Annotated in this window: 18 protein-coding genes; 13 read left to right on the forward strand and 5 right to left on the reverse strand. The window is 46.0% G+C overall.

Annotated elements, in window-relative coordinates:
• Positions 1-28 precede the first annotated feature (28 nt).
• Together hslU and hslV are read right to left on the reverse strand one after the other, a co-directional pair.
• Complete coding sequence (gene hslU / locus H3V12_RS08260; RefSeq protein ID WP_198214284.1) at positions 29-1,339, reverse strand: ATP-dependent protease ATPase subunit HslU; 1,311 nt, start codon at positions 1,337-1,339, stop codon at positions 29-31.
• A gap of 79 nt (positions 1,340-1,418) precedes the next feature.
• Positions 1,419-1,976, reverse strand: a complete 558-nt coding sequence (hslV, locus tag H3V12_RS08265) for an ATP-dependent protease subunit HslV (protein WP_343211730.1) — start codon at positions 1,974-1,976, stop codon at positions 1,419-1,421.
• Positions 1,977-2,262: 286 nt separating this feature from the next.
• Here hslV and H3V12_RS08270 point away from each other — a divergent pair, with 286 nt between their 5' ends.
• The 12 genes from H3V12_RS08270 (at position 2,263) to H3V12_RS08325 (ending at position 13,247) form a co-directional block, all read left to right on the forward strand.
• Positions 2,263-3,270 carry an asparaginase gene (locus H3V12_RS08270; RefSeq protein WP_198214361.1) on the forward strand — a complete coding sequence of 336 codons (1,008 nt, stop codon included), beginning with the start codon at positions 2,263-2,265 and terminating at the stop codon, positions 3,268-3,270.
• Positions 3,271-3,469: 199 nt separating this feature from the next.
• Positions 3,470-4,066 (forward strand): imidazoleglycerol-phosphate dehydratase HisB, encoded by a 597-nt coding sequence (hisB, locus tag H3V12_RS08275; protein WP_198214285.1) that lies wholly within the window; start codon positions 3,470-3,472, stop codon positions 4,064-4,066.
• A gap of 4 nt (positions 4,067-4,070) precedes the next feature.
• A complete protein-coding gene (hisH, locus tag H3V12_RS08280) occupies positions 4,071-4,721 on the forward strand; it encodes an imidazole glycerol phosphate synthase subunit HisH (protein ID WP_198214286.1) in 651 nt (216 codons plus the stop codon).
• Positions 4,718-5,476, forward strand: coding sequence for a 1-(5-phosphoribosyl)-5-[(5-phosphoribosylamino)methylideneamino]imidazole-4-carboxamide isomerase (gene hisA, locus H3V12_RS08285; RefSeq protein WP_198214287.1), 759 nt, complete (start codon positions 4,718-4,720; stop codon positions 5,474-5,476). The genes hisH and hisA overlap by 4 nt, the downstream gene beginning before the upstream one ends.
• Positions 5,473-6,267 carry an imidazole glycerol phosphate synthase subunit HisF gene (hisF, locus tag H3V12_RS08290; protein WP_198214288.1) on the forward strand — a complete coding sequence of 265 codons (795 nt, stop codon included), beginning with the start codon at positions 5,473-5,475 and terminating at the stop codon, positions 6,265-6,267. The genes hisA and hisF overlap by 4 nt, the downstream gene beginning before the upstream one ends.
• The gene (locus tag H3V12_RS08295) at positions 6,264-6,587 is read left to right on the forward strand and encodes a phosphoribosyl-ATP diphosphatase (RefSeq protein ID WP_198214289.1); all 324 of its coding nucleotides are present in this window, start codon (positions 6,264-6,266) and stop codon (positions 6,585-6,587) included. The genes hisF and H3V12_RS08295 overlap by 4 nt, the downstream gene beginning before the upstream one ends.
• Complete coding sequence (gene coaA, locus H3V12_RS08300; RefSeq protein ID WP_075913707.1) at positions 6,580-7,575, forward strand: type I pantothenate kinase; 996 nt, start codon at positions 6,580-6,582, stop codon at positions 7,573-7,575. The genes H3V12_RS08295 and coaA overlap by 8 nt, the downstream gene beginning before the upstream one ends.
• 7 nt (positions 7,576-7,582) lie before the next feature.
• Complete coding sequence (locus H3V12_RS08305) at positions 7,583-8,974, forward strand: leucyl aminopeptidase family protein (protein ID WP_198214290.1); 1,392 nt, start codon at positions 7,583-7,585, stop codon at positions 8,972-8,974.
• Positions 8,974-9,828 (forward strand): C40 family peptidase, encoded by an 855-nt coding sequence (locus H3V12_RS08310; RefSeq protein ID WP_198214291.1) that lies wholly within the window; start codon positions 8,974-8,976, stop codon positions 9,826-9,828. Before H3V12_RS08305 ends, H3V12_RS08310 begins: the two co-directional genes overlap by 1 nt.
• 14 nt (positions 9,829-9,842) lie before the next feature.
• The gene (locus H3V12_RS08315; RefSeq protein WP_075869570.1) at positions 9,843-10,742 is read left to right on the forward strand and encodes a LysR family transcriptional regulator; all 900 of its coding nucleotides are present in this window, start codon (positions 9,843-9,845) and stop codon (positions 10,740-10,742) included.
• A 90-nt stretch (positions 10,743-10,832) separates the two neighbouring features.
• On the forward strand, positions 10,833-12,284 hold the full coding sequence (locus H3V12_RS08320) for an MFS transporter (protein ID WP_198215821.1): 1,452 nt from the start codon (positions 10,833-10,835) through the stop codon (positions 12,282-12,284).
• Positions 12,285-12,287: 3 nt separating this feature from the next.
• Positions 12,288-13,247: a succinylglutamate desuccinylase/aspartoacylase family protein gene (locus tag H3V12_RS08325; RefSeq protein WP_198214292.1), complete on the forward strand. Its 960-nt coding sequence runs from the start codon at positions 12,288-12,290 to the stop codon at positions 13,245-13,247.
• Between the two features lie 57 nt (positions 13,248-13,304).
• On the opposite strand, the gene H3V12_RS08330 is transcribed toward H3V12_RS08325, so the two are convergent.
• Both H3V12_RS08330 and H3V12_RS08335 read right to left on the reverse strand, forming a co-directional pair.
• Positions 13,305-14,318, reverse strand: a complete 1,014-nt coding sequence (locus tag H3V12_RS08330) for a zinc-binding alcohol dehydrogenase family protein (RefSeq protein WP_198214293.1) — start codon at positions 14,316-14,318, stop codon at positions 13,305-13,307.
• 196 nt (positions 14,319-14,514) lie between these two features.
• Positions 14,515-16,338 carry an ABC transporter ATP-binding protein gene (locus H3V12_RS08335; RefSeq protein WP_198214294.1) on the reverse strand — a complete coding sequence of 608 codons (1,824 nt, stop codon included), beginning with the start codon at positions 16,336-16,338 and terminating at the stop codon, positions 14,515-14,517.
• Positions 16,339-16,646: 308 nt separating this feature from the next.
• Here H3V12_RS08335 and H3V12_RS11280 point away from each other — a divergent pair, with 308 nt between their 5' ends.
• On the forward strand, positions 16,647-18,335 hold the full coding sequence (locus H3V12_RS11280) for a rhamnan synthesis F family protein (RefSeq protein WP_198214295.1): 1,689 nt from the start codon (positions 16,647-16,649) through the stop codon (positions 18,333-18,335).
• 105 nt (positions 18,336-18,440) lie between these two features.
• On the opposite strand, the gene H3V12_RS08345 is transcribed toward H3V12_RS11280, so the two are convergent.
• Entirely contained in the window at positions 18,441-19,406 is a 966-nt protein-coding gene (locus H3V12_RS08345; protein WP_198214296.1) for a hypothetical protein, read from the reverse strand.
• Between the last annotated feature and the right edge of the window lie 59 nt (positions 19,407-19,465).

A 19,465-nucleotide genomic window follows, 5' to 3' on the forward strand; every position in this document is an offset into this window, starting at 1 on the left:
GATTGAATGCAATCTCCTTGTTTTGAAATTACAGAATAAACCGCGACAAATCGGCATTGGCGGCAAGGTCGCCGACTGCTTTTTTGACATAAGCAGCATCAACCTTGAAGGTTGTGCCCGATTTATCCGGTGCTGTGAAGGAAATTTCGTCAAGAACGCGTTCCATCACTGTTTGCAGACGGCGGGCACCGATATTTTCTACAGTAGAGTTCAAATCCACTGCTATATCGGCCAGAGCATCAATGGCATCATCGGTAATTTCGAGCGTCACATTTTCGGTTGCCATCAAAGCAATATATTGCTTGATAAGACTGGCTTCAGTTTCCGTAAGAATGCGGCGGAAATCTTCCCGGGTGAGCGCATTAAGTTCGACCCTGATTGGCAAACGCCCCTGAAGTTCGGGCAAGAGATCCGAAGGTTTTGATACGTGAAACGCACCGGAAGCAATAAACAGAATATGATCGGTTTTGATTTGACCATATTTGGTAGCAACCGTTGTTCCTTCAATCAAAGGTAACAGATCACGCTGCACACCTTCACGCGAAACACCGGCACCAAGGCCACCTTCACGCGCTGCAATCTTGTCGATCTCGTCAATAAAGACAATACCGTCATTTTCAGTGGAACGAAGCGCTTCCTGAACAATCTGATCCTGATCGAGAAGTTTGTCGGATTCATCTTCGATCAATGGTTTGAATGCATTTTTGACTGTTGTTTTCCGCGTCTTGGTGCGTCCACCCATTTTACCGAAAATATCGGACAAATTCATAATGCCCATTTGTGCGCCCGGCATGCCTGGAATATCGAATGTAGGCGCATTATTCGGGCTGGTATCGGCAACTTCAATTTCAATTTCGTTGTCATCAAGCTCGCCCTCACGCAATTTTTTGCGGAAACTGTCGCGGGTTGCGGGACTTGCAGTTTTACCAACCAGCGCATCCAGAACACGTTCTTCTGCGTTGATATGGGCTTTGGCTTTCACAGCTTCGCGTTTTTTTTCACGTACAAGATTGATTGCCACTTCAACCAGATCACGAATAATCTGTTCGACATCACGGCCGACATAGCCGACCTCTGTAAATTTGGTGGCTTCAACCTTGACAAAAGGTGAACCTGCAAGTTTTGCGAGACGCCGTGCAATTTCGGTCTTGCCAACACCGGTCGGCCCGATCATCAGAATATTTTTCGGCATCACTTCTTCGCGCATTTCGCCTTTAAGCTGTTGGCGGCGCCAACGGTTGCGCAATGCTATAGCAACGGCACGCTTGGCATCTTTTTGTCCGATAATAAAGCGATCAAGCTCGGAAACTATTTCGCGGGGGGAAAATACAGAACTCATCTAAAAGTGCTCTCTCTTTCGCACTTCCTGTCAGGCTTAAAGCTCCTTCGACAAGAAGCGACATGGAAACATTCAATCATTATTCGGCATTAAGCGTTTCGACAATAAAGTTGCTATTGGTGTAAACGCAAATATCGGAAGCAATCTTCATGGCTTTGCGGGCAATTGTTTCGGCATCCATATCGGTGTCAATAAGTGCACGCGCTGCCGAAAGTGCAAAATTACCACCCGAACCGATTGCCATAATGCCATCTTCAGGTTCAAGCACATCACCAAGGCCTGTCAAAGCCAGCGTCACATTTTTATCGGCCACCAACATCATTGCTTCCAATTTACGCAAATAACGATCGGTGCGCCAATCCTTGGCAAGTTCAACACAGGCACGCATCAATTGGTCAGGATATTGTTCAAGCTTGGTTTCAAGCCGTTCAAGCAGAGTAAATGCATCGGCTGTTGCGCCGGCAAAACCGGCAATAACCGATCCATTCTTGCCAATACGGCGGACTTTTCTTGCATTACCCTTCATGATTGTCTGCCCTAATGTCACCTGTCCATCGCCGGCAATGACAACCTTATTGCCTTTACGAACTGTAATGATGGTCGTGCCATACATTGTATCGGGCTTATGTTCTGTCACAAGTAAACTCCTTTTATCCACACGCTCCATCCTCGTTAAAAGCAATGAAAAGCGGCTATATAGAGTGCATATTTAGGAACTCGCACATTAAAACTCAACCATATTGACGAAGACATTTTAAAAACCTTCTTACTTTTTAAACAACGCCTCAATCATTCCGGAAATACCATTCAATGATGACTTGCGATTTTCAATGATGACTTGCAGTGAATGCTCGTTGTTGGTGTGAACAAATCCTGCTAAGGGTTGGCCGATAAGAACATTCAAAGGAAGACGTAAAATGCCATTGCCGACAGTAGCTATTGGTGCATTGGGTGGCACAATTGCCATGGTCGCCGGAACATCTGGCGGCGTGGAGCCGGAACTTTCGGCTGACCAGCTTGCAAAATCAGTTCCCGGCATTTCCGAACTTTCTACAATACAAGCCAAAACATTGGCAAAACTGCCAAGCGGTTCCCTCTCCTTCAAAGTGTTGTTTGAAGCTCTTGATTGGGCAAATAACCAGATTGATGAAGGTGCAAAAGCTGTTATTCTGACACAAGGAACCGATACGCTTGAAGAATCAGCGTTTCTTCTTTCACTTTATTGGCAAAAGCCGCAGCCGCTCATTATAACCGGTGCTATGCGCGCACCTATGGCAGCCGGTGCCGACGGACCAGCCAATCTTTTATCTTCTTTACTCGTGGCAATAGATGAACAAAGCATCGGTCGCGGTGTCATGGTGGTGATGAATGACGAAATCCACTCCCCGTATTTTGTAAGAAAAAGTCATTCTCTCAAAGTTGAAACTTTCAAATCAGGTTTAATCGGCCTGCTTGGTACGGTTGTCGAGGCAAAACCGGTTTTCTTCCGCTCTATGGATAGACGACCAAAACCGTTAAGCCGCCCGAAAACGCTTGATAAAAAAGTTGCCCTCGTCGAAGCCTGCCTTTCTTCGGGAAGTGACCATCTCGAACTCGTATTTTCAAGCGGCATTTATCAGGGCGTTGTGATTGCCGGTTTCGGATCAGGCCATGTCAGTTTCGAGGAAGCCGATATTATCAAAAATTATGCCCATAAACTTCCGGTTATTGTGGCAACACGGGCCTATAGCGGTCCAACGAGTGAAAAAACCTATGGCTATAAAGGATCTGAAATCGATTTGACGAGAGGCGGCGTGCTGATGAGCGGGTGGCTTTCGCCCTTAAAAGCGCGGCTTTTATTATGGGCTCTTCTTTCAGCCGGTCATGATCAAGAGGAAATTGAAAAAGAATGGAAACACTGGCAAATCGGTGAGACAGTAAAAACTGCTTAAAGTCACAAAACCGATTGATTGATGAAAAAGACGTGAAAGCAATTGGATATTTTGCGCTAATGATTTAACATTGCTACTTCAAAAGTGACGCTGGCAAAGCTTATAAATAACACTGCTTCGTTAAGTCTTGTACTCATCGTCAGGTTTTGAAAATGAAAACAAGTGGAGCATCTTTCAAGCTTCTTGGAACGGGAACAAAATGACGCGCTCAGCAACGATAAAACGCAAAACCAACGAGACAGATATTTCGGTTTCGGTCAATCTTGACGGAACAGGAACATTCGAGATTGATACCGGAGTAGGATTTTTCAATCATATGTTGGAACAACTTTCCCGCCATTCATTGATTGATATGAAAATCAAGGCTGTCGGTGACACCTATATTGACGATCATCACACGGTTGAAGATTGCGGAATTGCGTTGGGTGAAGCTATCAAACAGGCTTTGGGTGAACGGCGCGGCATTCGCCGTTATGCTTCGCTTGATCTCGCAATGGATGAAACCTGCACGAGAGCGGCCATTGATGTATCCGGACGCCCGTATCTCATTTTCAAGATTGAATTTCCGACACAAAAAATCGGTTCGTTCGATACCGAATTGGTGAGGGAGTTTTTTCAGGCTTTTTCCCAGCACGCTGGAATTACGCTTCACATTGTCAATCATTATGGTTTGAATAGCCACCATATCGCCGAAACCGCGTTCAAATCGGTAGCCCGCGTTTTACGGGCTGCGATCGAGGAAGACCCGCGCCAGAAAAACGCTGTGCCCTCGACCAAAGGCACTTTGAAAGGTTGATAAAATGCAGGTCGCAATTATCGACTATGGTTCCGGCAATTTACGCTCGGCCACAAAAGCTTTCGAGCGCGCAAGCCATGACCATGGCATAAACGCGGATATTATCCTCACCAATCGGGCAGAAGATGTTATAAAAGCCGACCGCGTGGTTTTGCCAGGCGTCGGTGCCTATGCGGATTGTCGGGCGGGACTTGATGCTGTTCAGGGAATGGTTGAAGCTTTGAATGAACGGGTGCTGAACGGTGGCCATCCCTTCATGGGGATTTGCGTTGGTATGCAACTCATGGCTTCCCGCGGAATGGAAAAAGCAATCACCAACGGGCTTAACTGGATTAAAGGTGACGTTACTTTGATAAAGCCTCAAGACGACGCTTTGAAAGTGCCCCAGATCGGCTGGAACACTCTCGAATTGAAACGGAGCCATCCGCTATTTTCCGGCATCCGCACGGGTGAACACGGGCTTCACGCCTATTTTGTCCATTCCTATCAACTTGATTGTCAAAATCCTGATGAATTATTGGCGGTAACCGATTATGGTGGGCCGGTCACAGCAGCAGTTATCCGCGACAATATGTTCGGGACACAATTTCATCCGGAGAAAAGCCAGCGTCTCGGCCTTCAACTCATTGCCAATTTTCTGGAATGGAAACCATGATTCTTTACCCTGCAATAGATCTCAAAGACGGGTTTTGCGTTCGTTTAAAACTCGGCGATATGAATAAGGCAACTGTTTATAGTGCCGATCCTGCCGCACAAGCCCACCACTTCCAGTCGGAAGGTTTCAAATGGCTTCACGTTGTTGATCTCAACGGTGCATTTGAAGGTGTCACAGTCAACGGTTCGGCTGTCGATGCGATATTGCGCGCAACGACAAACCCTGTCCAGCTTGGTGGTGGTATCAGAACCCTTACCCATATCGAAAACTGGCTGAAAAAGGGTCTCGCCCGCGTAATTCTCGGCACTGTTGCCGTCAGAAATCCGCAACTGGTTCGCGAGGCTTGCAAACTTTTTCCGGGAAAAATTGCTGTCGGCATTGATGCCCGCGGTGGCAAAGTCGCCGTGGAAGGGTGGGCTGAAGAGTCCGAACTTTCCGCCCTTGAACTGGCAAAGCGTTTTGAAGGTGCGGGCGTTGCCGCCATTATCTATACCGATATTGATCGCGATGGTATCCTCACCGGTATCAACTGGAATTCGACCCTTGATCTTGCCCGTTCTGTTTCAATTCCGGTTATTGCTTCCGGCGGCCTTGCCTCAATGGAGGATATCAAACGGCTTTGTTCACCCGATGCTGCCATATTGAACGGTGCCATTTCCGGACGTGCTCTTTATGATGGGCATATTGATGCGAGGGAAGCATTGGCATTGATTGACGAGGCAAATAAAAAAGCCGGAAAGAGTGGGCAATCATGACACTCAAAGCGCGTATTATTCCTTGTCTTGATGTCAAAGACGGCCGCGTGGTCAAAGGGGTCAACTTTGTTGATCTCGTTGATGCCGGTGATCCGGTTGAAGTCGCAAAAGCCTATGACAGCGCCGGCGCCGATGAATTGTGTTTTCTCGATATCACGGCAAGTAGCGACAATCGCGAAACATTGTTCGGTGTTGTTGCCCGCACGGCCGACCAATGTTTCATGCCGGTCACTGTTGGCGGAGGCGTTCGCACTGTAAACGACATTCGCAAACTTCTGCTTGCCGGTGCCGACAAGGTGTCGATAAACACCGCCGCTGTTAAAAACCCCGATTTTATTGCCGAAGCGGCCGATAAGTTCGGCAACCAATGTATTGTGGTTGCCATCGACGCCAAAGAAGTCGCAAGCGATGGCAAGAACCGGCATTGGGAAATCTTTACCCATGGCGGGAGGCGCCCGACCGGCATTGATGCAATCGAATTTGCCCGTCTGGTTGAAAAAAAAGGTGCCGGTGAAATTCTGCTTACCTCTATGGATCGTGACGGGACAAAAGAAGGCTATGACATTGCTTTGACCCGCACCCTTGCCGATGCAGTGGACGTTCCCGTTATCGCGTCGGGTGGGGTCGGAACACTCGACCATCTTGTGGCCGGTATTCGTGACGGACACGCAACGGCCGTGCTTGCCGCATCGATTTTCCATTTCGGAACCTATAGCATCGGCGAAGCAAAACACTATATGGCGAAAGCCGGCATTCCTGTACGCATGGATGAGTTTGGAGAAGGTGAATGACTGATTTTAGCTTGCATAGCCTTGAAAATACCATTGCCAAAAGGGCAGTGGTTGACGATGGCAGTTCCTATACGGCAAGCCTCGTAAAAAAGGGGATGGGGCGTGCTGCAAAAAAAATGGGGGAGGAAGCTGTTGAAACTGTTATCGCCTCGCTTGATGAAGACGATGAACATTTCATCAGCGAGAGTGCCGACCTTATCTATCATTTGCTGGTTATGTGGCATATCCGCGGAATAAAGCTTGATGACGTCATCAAAGAGCTTGAAAGGCGCACCGCACAATCGGGACTTGAGGAAAAGGCGTCCAGAAAGAATGGGTAACGCGTTGAAGCCTGCCAGTCAGTCCGGCGACCTTGGTGACTTCGTTTTCGGAAGATATTCACCCTACAGTGTTTTCACTGCATACGAATGGTCTGTCTTTCGCGCCGATACTCCATTGACCCTGACATTTGACGAGGTCAAACGGTTACGCTCCATCGGCGATCCAATCGACCTTCAGGAAGTTCAACGTATTTATCTTTCTCTATCCCGTTTGCTTTCGACCCATGTCGAGGCAATCCAGACTTTATTCCAGAAAAGAAAGCGGTTTTTGCGCACACAAAACACTGCAAAAACACCTTTTATTATCGGGATTGCCGGTTCGGTTGCAGTTGGTAAATCTACCACCGCGCGCATCCTGCAAGAGCTCCTTAAACGCTGGCCATCAAGCCCCAAGGTAGATCTGATAACAACCGACGGTTTTCTCTATCCCAATGCAGTCCTGAAGGCTGAAAACAGGATGGACAGAAAGGGGTTTCCCGATTCTTATGATGTCGGCAAACTTTTGCGCTTTCTTTCTGCTATCAAGGCAGGTATGGGCGATGTTGTAGCGCCACTTTATTCCCACGCAGCCTATGATGTTTTGCCAAACGAGCAAATTGTTGTCGACCGGCCGGATATTCTCATTGTCGAAGGTATTAACGTGCTTCAGGTCAGAGATTTACCGCGTGACGGAAAAGCTGTGCCTTTTGTTTCCGATTTTTTCGATTTTTCTATCTATATCGATGCAAAAACCGAAATCATCCGTCATTGGTATATGGAGCGGTTTCGCCGTTTCAGACTCACAGCATTCCAGAAGCCCGATTCATATTTCCATCGTTATGCAAAAATGACGGAAAATGAAGCCATGGCCGTTGCCGAAACGCTTTGGAACACAATCAATTTGAAAAATCTTGAAGAAAATATTCTGCCAACAAGACCACGCGCCGATCTTATTTTGCGCAAGGGCAGCGATCATCTGGTGGAATATGTTGCGCTTAGAAAATTATAGGTGAATTATGTCGCGAATATTGGCTCCGATAACGTCTTGTCCGATTGAATTTACAACAGAACAATCCGAACACAGCCACCCGATCATTCTGGTTGCCGAAAATGATGAATCCTTTGCTTCCGAAGACCCCGTTGCAGCCTCGTGGGCAAAAGCCAACCACTTCACCGGAAAAAGCGGTGACATATTGGTGGTTCCTGATAATGACGGGACGGCTTCCAGAGCCTACCTTGGAGCGGGCGACGGCAGCGATGCCTTTATAACCGGAAATTTGTTTAAACAATTGCCGGAAGGTGAATGGTATTTTGCCAATTTGCCGGAAAACCCGCTTAATCTTTTTCTGGGACTTGGGTTAGGAAGCTATAAATTCAGCAGATATCTTCAAACCGAAGGCGACAAAAAACTAAAATTCACCCTTCCGGAAAATATTGACCGCAGTGAACTCAAACGCCTTGTTGAAACAACATTTTTTGTACGCGATCTCATCAATACACCTACCAATGACATGCAGCCCGACACGATCGAGGAGGCAATACGCCAATTGGGAAGAACTTACGGTGCGAATGTTACAAGTATCTGGGGGGATGATCTTCTCAAACAGAATTTCCCGATGGTTCATGCTGTCGGCCGTGCCGGCTCGGTAGCCCCGCGCATTATCGATCTTCGCTGGGGAGAAGTGAACCGCCCGAAAGTGACATTGGTGGGAAAAGGGGTTGCTTTCGATAGTGGCGGCCTTGATATAAAATCCGCAAACGGCATGTTATTGATGAAAAAAGATATGGGGGGAGCTGCCAATGTTATGGGGCTTGCCAGACTCATCATGGATGCAAAACTCCCTGTCCAGTTACGACTTATCGTTCCCGCTGTTGAAAATTCGATTTCGGGAAATGCCTTTCGCCCTGGTGATGTTTTAAAAAGCAGAAAAGGCTTGACCGTCGAAATCGGCAATACCGATGCAGAAGGGCGGCTTATTCTGGCTGATGCACTTGCCTTTGGCGACGAAGACAAGCCTGATTATCTTTTCGACATGGCAACCTTGACAGGTGCAGCACGTGTTGCATTAGGACCGGACGTTCCGCCATTTTATTGCAATAACGGGGATCTCGGCCGGGAAATTTCGACACTTTCGCTCAATATTCAGGATCCGTTGTGGCAATTGCCGCTCTGGAAACCCTATCAGAAAAAACTTTCCTCACGCATTGCCGATCTCAATAATGTAACAACCGACGGATTTGCCGGCTCTATTACGGCTGCTTTATTTTTGCAAAAATTCGTCGATCAGGCGGTAAACTGGGCGCATTTTGATATTTATGGCTGGACACCTGCCGAAAAACCGGCATTTCCGATTGGTGGCGAAGCTCAAGGAATTCGTACGCTTTACACATTTCTGAAAGGCCTTTGATGGATAAACTTGATCCGCGTCTTCATGCTTATCGCCCTGACCTTGCCGACGAATGTTTGCGTGGCAAAGTCGAAGCGCGACAATTTGTGGCCGGCTCTTTGAAGCGCATTGTTGCGCCTGTTGCTGCTCTTTACAAAGTTCCGGACGCGCTGTCAGAGCGGCAAAGCGAATGTCTTTTCGGCGAGGATGTAAAAGTATTTGACGAAAAAAACGGGTTTTGCTGGGTTCAAGCTCAACAGGATGGCTATGTCGGCTACATCGAGCAATCAAAAATCGGATCTGCCGCAAATCACCCCACCCATCGGGTGAACGTGCCACGCACCTTCCAATATCGGGATGCAGATTTGCGCAGCCCCATGATAAGTCCTTTATCCATGGGAAGCCGCATCACTGTAGTTCAAGAAACTGAAACACGCGGTACCCGTTATGCCAAGCTTGATAATGGAAGCTTCGTTGTTGCCAATCATATTATGCCTGTCACCACTGTGGCAGATGATTATGTGACGATAGCAGAGTCCTTTATGAACACCCCATATCTGTGGGGCGGAAAAAGTGGTTTGGGAATTGATTGTTCAGGCCTCGTACAACTTGCTATGATGATGACGGGACGAACGGTCTTGCGCGATACCGATATGCAGCAAGCGACAATCGGAAAAATGATTGCACCAGAAGAAGGACTGCAACGTGGTGATCTCGTTTTCTGGAAAGGACATGTTGCCATTATGGTTGATTTTCGCACGCTTATTCATGCCAATGGCGCATCAATGAGTGTGAAAACAGAACCACTTGATGAAGCGATTGCACGCATTGCACGAAATCACGCGCAACCGACCTGCTATCGCCGTCCGGATTAAAGGAAGAAATTATCATGTTAGTGGTGTGGCTCAAAGATTTTCTGGAACTCGCCCGCACCCGTAGTTTCACCAAAGCCGCCGAAAATCGCCATGTTACCCATCCGGCTTTCGGAAGACGCATAAAACTTCTGGAAGAATGGGCCGGAGTTCCGCTCGTCGAGCGGAAAAAGCCGGTCGAGCTGACACCTGACGGCGTCATAGTGCTTGAAGCCGCAACCGATATATTGGAGACAATCCGGTTGCTCCATGGCAGGCTTGATGCCCGCAAGGATGATGCACAACCGGATTTGAGAATAGCAACCGGTGTCGCATTATCGGTAACGTTCTTTCCCCAATGGTACAAGGAGATGAACGAAAAAGTCGGTACTTTCAGAACACGTGTCATCGCGGGAAGTAACGAAAGTGCCATCCAGTCGCTCGCAAATAATGAAGCAGACCTTCTATTGGCTTATTCCAGCTATCATACGAGGCTACGCATCAATCCGGCAAAATTCAACTGGCTGACAATTGCTCATGAAACACTTGTTCCCATTAGTGCCCCTGACAAAGAAGGAAAACCTGTTTTTACCGGAATGACTGAACAGTCCGATCCGTTTTTAGCGTTTTTACCGACAACCGCATTGAAAACAATTATCACCCGTCATCTCGCAAGCCTCGACGACAAGCCGAATTTACATGTTGTTCATGAAACCGACTCTTTCAGCTCGATTGTAGAACTGGTTGCAGCCGGATTGGGAATGGCCTGGCTACCGTATCAACTCTGTAAGCCCGCAATAGAAAGCGGGCGAATTGTGGAAATTGATAATCCCAAATGGCTTATGCCGGTTGACATCGCTCTTTATCGCAAAAAATTTTCGAGCCATCCGATCGTTGACAAGATATGGGCTTATTACGTCGGCAAAAGTTTAAAATAAGCACATACTTGTGCAAAATAAGCACGGGTATTTTGACCCCGCTCTAGTTTAGAATTTACCTAAATCGATTGATTGACATTGATCACATGAATGGATCACTACAATAACAATTCGATCAATCGTATAAAAGTGGTTTCAAAAAATTCGGACAAGTTGAATTTCAAAAACCCGAAAATGACAGAGGGAAAAATGGGCCAAGCCAAAAGCAAAGGAAAACGGTCAATCCGGCAAAGCATAAAAGAACATTGGCGTGAATTTGCTGCTGCAAGTGCCGGTAATGCGTTAGAATTTTATGACATCCTGATTTACGGTTATTTCGCGATTACCATCGGTCATTTGTTTTTTCCGAACAAAGATAGCGCTGTTTCGTTACTGATTGCTGTTGGCACTTTCGGCATATCATTCATTACCAGACCTTTAGGTTCCGTCGTCTTGGGAAGCTATGCCGACAAAGCCGGCCGTAAAGCATCAATGACACTTTCTATCTCGTTGATGGTTGTCGGCACGGCCATGATCACTTTTTGTCCGACCTATGAAACCATCGGGATCTGGGCGCCGCTCATCATCATTATAGCACGCATGTTACAAGGCTTTTCGACCGGAGGGGAATTCGGCTCTTCTGTTGCTTTTCTCGTTGAACACGCAGGCATCGACAAACGCGGCTTTTTTGCAAGCTTCCAGATGTCGACACAAGGATTGGCAACCGTTTTTGCAGCCGGATTCAGTGCGCTGCTCTTTGCTCTTCTTACGCCTGAACAACTTAACGCATGGGGTTGGCGGCTCGCCTTTGCATTCGGATTGTTTATCGGCCCGATCGGCTTATACATACGCCGTAGTGTGGCAGAAACGGCCGATTTCGAGAGTGTAAAAACCTCTCGCCCGAAAAATACACCGCTGCACGACCTATTTAAATATAATTGGCGCGATATCCTGTTGTGTATCGGACTTGTCGCAGCGGCAACGGCATTCAATTATGTTCATAAAATCTACATGCCGACCTATGCGATCAAGCAACTCCATTTACCGGAAACATTTTCCTTCATCGGTGCAATGATTACCGGCGTTATGTTGTTGATTGTCTCGCCAATGGTGGGTGCCATTTCCGACCGGTTCGGACGTATCCGGATTGTTGGCATATCACTTATATTTCTCGGCATCACATCATGGCCGTTATTCTATATCCTCAATGCTATGCCGGTGCCTGCCGTGTTGTTTGCCGTACAAGCTTTTGTAGGTTTTCTCCTGGCCTGTAGTCTGGCAGCAATGCCTGCGCTTATTGCCGAAATATTCCCTACCAATGTACGCAGTACAGGTCTTGCCATCAGTTATAATCTGGCTGTTACGATCTTTGGCGGTTTTGCCCCCCTCATTGCAACATGGCTCATTCAAACGACACACAACAACATGTCTCCAAGTTTTTATGTCATGTTTACGGTTCTTCTAAGCCTGATATCGATATCTTTTCTTGCACATCGTCATCAGATTGCCGAGCCAAAAGAAAATTCTCAATCCAAAGCTTTGAAACAAGGAATTCAAGAATAGACTATGATGAATAACCTCAAACAATATCCGATCGAATTGTCCTTTCCGGACTTATCAAAATGGAAGCAGGGTAATTGTGGCGTCGATTACGTTTATCAGTTCAAGTCGGACAATCCCGGCAAACACGTTATGATTATGTCGCTTATTCATGGCAATGAAATTAGCGGTGCTTTGGTTGTCGACAGGCTTTTGCGAGACAAGTTAAAGCCCGAACGCGGAACTCTCACTTTGGGGTTTGCCAATGTTGCAGCCTATGAAGCGTTCTCACCCGATGCACCTGATGCAACCCGCTTTCTCGAAGAAGATATGAACCGTGTTTGGGACGAGAAAGCCCTTGACGGTCCCCGCGACAGTCAGGAATTGCGCCGCGCACGTGCTTTACGCCCTATTGTTGATCAGGTTGATCTTCTTCTTGATCTCCATTCCATGCATGAATCCGATCCGGCAATTATGATGGGTGGCTATCTTAAAAAAGGTGAAGATCTCGCCCGCAAAATTGGTGTACCCGAGTATATTGTCATGGATAAAGGCCATAAAGCCGGAAAGCGGTTGCGCGATTATGGCGATTTTGGCAATCCGGAAAGCCCGAAAGCAGCTATTTTGTTCGAGTCAGGCCAGCATTTTGAAAAACATGCCTATCCGGCTGCGCTTGATGTTGCTGCCCGCTTTTTGATCGTTGCCGGCGTTGTCGACCGGAAAACAGTTGAAGATTACCTCCTGCCCACAACCGTTCAAAAACAGAAAGTGCTCGATATTACCGAGGCTGTTACAATCAAAACAGACAAATTCCGTTTTGCCGATGATTTCAAAGGTATGCAGCTGATAAAGAAGGCCGGTACAATTATCGCCTATGATGGTGATGAAGAGATAAAGACACCTTATGACAATTGTATTCTTGTTCAACCATCAATGCGCCATGCCCGCAAAGGCAATACAGCAGTGCGCTTAGGACATCTGCTTTAGTCCGAATAAAAATCCGAATACATAAAATGAATGGCGGCAATTTTGCCGCCATTTGATTTAGAAACCTTCAACAACAAGTTTACCGACCGAACGTTGGGTTTCGATCAGACGGTGCGCTTCACGTAAATTGGCAGCATTGATGGGCGACAACACTTTGGACAATGTTGGTACCAGCTTTTTCTCGTCGATCAATTGCGCAACATGACGCAAAATCTCTCCCTGTCGGGCAATATCATCTGTCGTGAACATAGAACGTGTAAACATCGATTCCCAATGAACCGAAATGCTTTTCATCTTCAATGGATTGATGTTGAACGTCTTTGGGCCGTCAATTAATCCCAGCCGCCCTTCGGGTGCAAGAATGTCGACATATTGCGGCAAATAACCGTCAGAATTTGCTGTCGAGAAGATAAACGCCGGATGAGGAAAACCGATTTTTTCAAGCTGTGGTGCAAAATCTTTTGTGTGGTCGATAACGTGATGCGCTCCCATTTTCAGTGCCCATTCCTGTGACTGTGGACGGGAAGCGGTTGCAACAATTTCGACATCGGAAAGGTGGCGTGCCAATTGAATGGCTATAGAGCCGACACCACCGGCACCGGCAATCATCAATAGCGCATTTTTGCCCTTATGAACCGGCTTTAAAATATCAATCCGGTCAAACAACATCTCGTAAGCAGTAAGCGATGTAAGCGGCATGGCGGCGGCTGTTTTGAAATCAAGACTCTTCGGCTTAATCGCAACCAGACGGCTATCTATCGCTTGAAACTCACTGTTTGAACCTTGCCGGTTAATGGCACCGGCATAGTAAACTTCATCCCCCTCGTGGAAGCCGGTAACATTTTTACCTAGTTTTTGCACAATGCCCGCGGCATCAAACCCCAGAATTCGTGGGCTATCCCCAAAAGGTTTTCCGCTTTGCCGTGTTTTCACATCAATCGGATTGACCGAAACAGCTTTCACCGCAACCAACAGGTCATTGTCGCCGATTTCCGGCATATCAAGATTAAAATCCTGCAATGACCGATCGTCACTAATCGGCAAATTCTCGTAATATCCGACGGCTTTCATAATGGCTTTCCTTTGGTGAGAAACATTTAAAACATCTATAAAATGACATGGATAGGAGGCAATTACCTCCTAAACCACCAATTTAGAGTATTTTTGAAAGAAAGCCAATTGAACCGGACAAATCGGTTAATGCATTATTTTGCATCTGCCATAGATAGCCCATGCAAAATGTAACCGGAATTACAAAGAACCCGAATTATTTGGCAATTTTTTTCTGATCTTTCGACGATGCTTCAATATGATCAACATCGTCAAAATCGGGGTCCTTGAATTGTAAATCGTGGAGATGCTTATAAAGGCCACCTTCAATCTGCAACAATTGATGTTGGGTTCCTTGTTCGACAATCTTGCCATTTTTCATAACAACAATTTTATCAGCGCGCGAAATTGTCGAAAGCCTGTGTGCAATGACGATCGTCGTGCGGTTGGTTGTCAACCGTGCCAAAGCTTCTTTGATCAAGGATTCGGATTCTGAATCAAGAGCACTGGTTGCTTCATCCAAGATCAGAATTTCACTATTGCGCAACATGGCGCGTGCAATAGCAATGCGCTGTTTTTGACCGCCTGAAAGATTGCCACCATTATCACCAACATCGGTGTCGTAGCCATTCGGCAGTTCCATAATAAAATCATGCGCATTGGCAAGCTTGGCAACTTCTTCGATTTCTTCTTCGGTTGCCCCTTCACGCCCGAGCCCGATATTATAGCGGACAGACCCTTGAAAGAGAAACGTATCTTGCCCGACATAAGACATCAATTCGCGCAACGATTTGAAGCTCACATCACGGATATCTTGACCATCAATCAGAATACGGCCTTCCTGCGGATCATAAAGGCGCATGATCAAATTGATCATTGTCGATTTACCCGATCCGGAAGGCCCGACCAAGGCAGTCATTTTTCCCGCCGGAATATCAAGATTGATATCATGCAGAACCATGTGATCCTTCACATAGGAAAAGCCGACATGTTCAAGCCGGACATCACCCTTCGAGCGGTCAAGATCAACAGGATTTTCTTTTTCCATAAGAGTGAGCGGATGATCAAGAATTTCGAACATCATACGCACACCGATCATGCCTGATTCGATTTTGACACGCACATTGGCAACCCGTTTTGCTGGTTCATAAGCCAGAAGGAGCGCAACAATAAATGACATCAGCTCGCCTTGAACGCCAACCTTTTGCGTTGCCATATAGCCGGAAAAACAAATAACCACGGCTATAGCAATACCGGCAAGCGTTTCCATAATCGGATTAGTTGCCGATTCGAGCATCGCAATACCATTCGAGCGAATTTCCACATCGGTAATAGCCTTGTCCATGCGCCGCTTCATCAGCTCTTCAAGAGAAAAAGCTTTAATAACGCGAATGCCGATTGTGGTTTCCTGCATAACTTTAATGATTTCGGAAATAGAGGAAAGTTCTTTTTCCATCAGGCCACGAACGCGTTTCAGAACCTGGCGAACACCGATAAAAGCAAGCGGTCCGACAGCCAAGGCAACAATACTCAGCAGAAAGTTCTGATAAAGCATAACCGCAAGAAGACTGACAACCGAAAAAAGGTCACGCACAAATGTGGTTACAATCGTATCAATAATGCTGCGAGCGGCATTTGCGTTTTGTGTAACACGCACAAGCAAATCGGAGGAAGAATTATTCTGATAGAATGCAACACCTTGCTGCATCAGTCGCGAATAAATACGGCGCTGTTGTTCAGCTACAATACTATTGCCTGCTTTGCTTAAAAAATAGGTCTGGGCAAAAGTGGAAAAACCCTTCAGAATAAAAATTCCCGCAACCGCCGCGGAAACCATTGCAATAATTTTAAAGTCCTTGGCTTCTATGATGTGATTAACCACATCACGCATAATCCACGCGCTTGCTCCGGTCGTAGCAGAAATCACAAGCATTGCGATAATCGCACAGACATACCAGAATGCATGTTTGCGGAAATTATCATGAAGCAAACGCATAATGAGTTTTTTATCAAATGATGATATCTGCTTTTTTTTTGCCATAAACAGCTGAACCTTTTTAAATGGCTACCTTTCGTGAAGGATAAATCGTTCCTTCACCAACAGCCACTATCACTATCCACGTTCCTATCCTGTTAAATAGCCAGATGCAAGAAGTCCGTCCATTTTCAAATATATTATGTAGCCGATTAGCCGACAGTGCTTATATATAAGTGTAATTTTATGTCACCGAGATAAACAGGTTATCCCAAAAACAAACAGGCAAATGAAAACTGTCTTTACCGAAGAGTAAGACTATTCAACAACGCAAAATTTTTGTACATATTTCTGGCAGGTTAGGAAATTTTGAAGTGTCTTTTTATCAAAAAACAATAAACGTTTTTTTGTCAAAAACTGTCAGAAAAATCGTCGACCTAATGAATAGACCGGCTAGTTACCGGCGTTTTGATAAACAGCTTCCTACAGTTACCTTCATATATGGTTCTTCAAATTCTACCATTGTTAACCTGATTGATTATGTAAACGAATTAGCAGGCTGTTATAACCTCGTCCTTTTCTTACCCGAAGGATATACGGGCTTACCAGTTGAAGAACGGAAAAAATGTTGGCGGATTTACTACTATAATCCAAAAGATTTGCTTAAGCGTGTAAAACAGAAATTTGCGTGGTTTTTTCGATCTGTCCCTGACATACATTTTGTCTTGGTCGACGCCTGTATCGGCCGCTTTCTGATGCGTTATCTGTGGCGTAAAAAAATAGCCAGTATATTGCTTGTTAACAAAAATTATCCTCTCAAAGGAAAGCCTTTAAATAGAGTACTCGCTTACGCAACGAGAGTTATTTACGATTCTTATAATACTTTTATGAAAACTCTCACTAACGAGCTGTGGGCATTTCCTGACAGTACAGACTATCTTCCTTTCGAAAAAGATGAGCGCCCACGAGAAGCCGAGGCTTATGTTCGGGAGATCATTGATATCTGCAAGAGGGCCAACAAGCAACTCGCTCAGGAAGACGAAGATGCGCATTTTTTAAGTAAATCGTCGGAGTTTGATATTCCGTATTGGACCGGAAAAAACAAACATGTCTTAAACCGCTTTCGTTATGCTCGGCGTTATATCCGCGATTATAAAAGCGGCGCCAATGCAGCTCGTCCCAAACCCGGCTTTCATCCGGGAATTTACGCGGAAAATCACGATCTTGGTATAACTCGAATTGATCCATTCGTAGATTATCTAAAGTCGGGCAAGCCTCAAGGGCAATGGAATTGGCAAGTACTTACATCGCCAGACATTGTTCATTCTTTCATCGGCAGACAGAAAATTGCATTGCACATACATGCATTTTACCCGGATATGCTGGGCGAAATCTTTCAAAGATTGAAGAATAATACAATACGTCCGGATATATTTATCAGTGTCAAAAGTGACAGTGATAAATCGGTTATTGAACCGATGCTTAAAGGATATGGTGACCAAATCGAGATCAAGCTTGTTCCTAACCGCGGAAGAGATATCGGCCCACTGTTAACCGAATTCGGACACAAGTTTGTAGAAGACTATGATATCATCGGTCATATCCACACAAAAAAGAGTGTGCACAAAACCAACCGCGAGATGGTCGCTGCGTGGAATAATTTCCTCTTAACAAATCTTTTAGGCGATGGGAAAAAGATACGGATGGCCGATGCCATCGTGAACTATATGCAATCAAATGAAAAAACCGCTCTTATTTTTCCTGATGACAAATATGCCGTTGGTTGGGCCCACAATTATCAAGCCGCGATTGATATAGCTCACCGCATAGGGTTAGTGAAACTACCAAAATATGTTGTATTTCCAACAGGTTCAATGTTTTGGGCTAAAGCAGCTGTGCTAAAGCCATTTGTCGATCTCAACCTCACATGGGAAGACTATCCTGATGAGCCCCTGCCAACCGATGGTACGCATTTACATGCAATTGAACGGATGTTGACGTTAAGCTGCTATCAACAAGGCCTTGATATAGCTACAACCTATCTACCAGACACAATGCGATGAGCCTATTTAAGAAAAGAGTGGTTCCAGACAATCCTTTTTCAAAGGATGAACCGGAACCATATTTTTGTTACGACAAACGACGGAATTTAACGACTTTTGAAAGCCTTACTTTTTTTCGTCATTTCTCAGTTTTATGCTCTCGGCAGTCTTTTCAATCTCGTCGCTATAGGCAGCCAATGTACCTTTTTCACCGGTTACATGCATAAAGATCGGATGTCCATCATTCCCGACCGCCGCATAAATAACGAGATCAACAGGATCACCCTTCATAAGGGCGGTTGCCTGTAAACGAAGTCCCGAATGGCCGGCAAATCTTGTTGTCGAGGTTTTGCGATCCTCGACATTTTTGACGGTGTTCTGAATAGACTGGAGATAAGTATCAACAACCTTATCAAGGGGTGCATTCGGGGCAGTCTCGAGACCTTTTGTGACGATAATATCGGGCCGTTCGACATCCTCTTTTGTATAAGCCGGAATTGTGAGCATTGCCGAACTGTTCATGATCGATCCGACAAATTCAAATGGCGGTTGAGCGCCAAAGGTAAAGGGCAAAGCACTTAATTGATCCGTTTCGTCATTATGGCTGGCAAGTGAAACAGAATTGAAAATCTTCATGGCATCATCAGCCGAAAATTCTTCAGTTTCCGGTGCTTGCACCGTTATGACATAAGATGCATTCGACGCAAAAAGCATTGATGACCATTTATCAAAAACATCATTTGCAGCCGCCTGCTTGCCCTTATAGACAATTAAATCATAGCCATCGCGCGATTTTGTTTTGAGCTGCGTTGCTATGTCATAGTGCTGAGCACCCATTGCAGCTGTAAATTTGCTCTGATCGTTGAACAGCTCTTTCATCCTGTTACTTGCCGGAGGCATGGTCGCAACAAGAATGGAGGCCCCGGTATTTTTATCGACAAAGCCGCTAAAATCGGTTGTCAGAGTAAAGCTGTCAGGAACGCTGATATATACCGCAGTTCCGGGAACTTTCTGGTATACCGCAGCTTGAGTAGCCATCGGTGCCACGCATAAAGCAATAACAGCAGAGATGAGTCGTATTGATTTATACACTGTTCGGACCTCCAGTATTCTAAACCACCCAATGCATCAACGAGTTGAACCGCATATCT

The organism is Bartonella sp. W8167 (genome assembly GCF_016100335.1).
Taxonomy (GTDB): Bacteria; Pseudomonadota; Alphaproteobacteria; order Rhizobiales; family Rhizobiaceae; genus Bartonella; species Bartonella apis.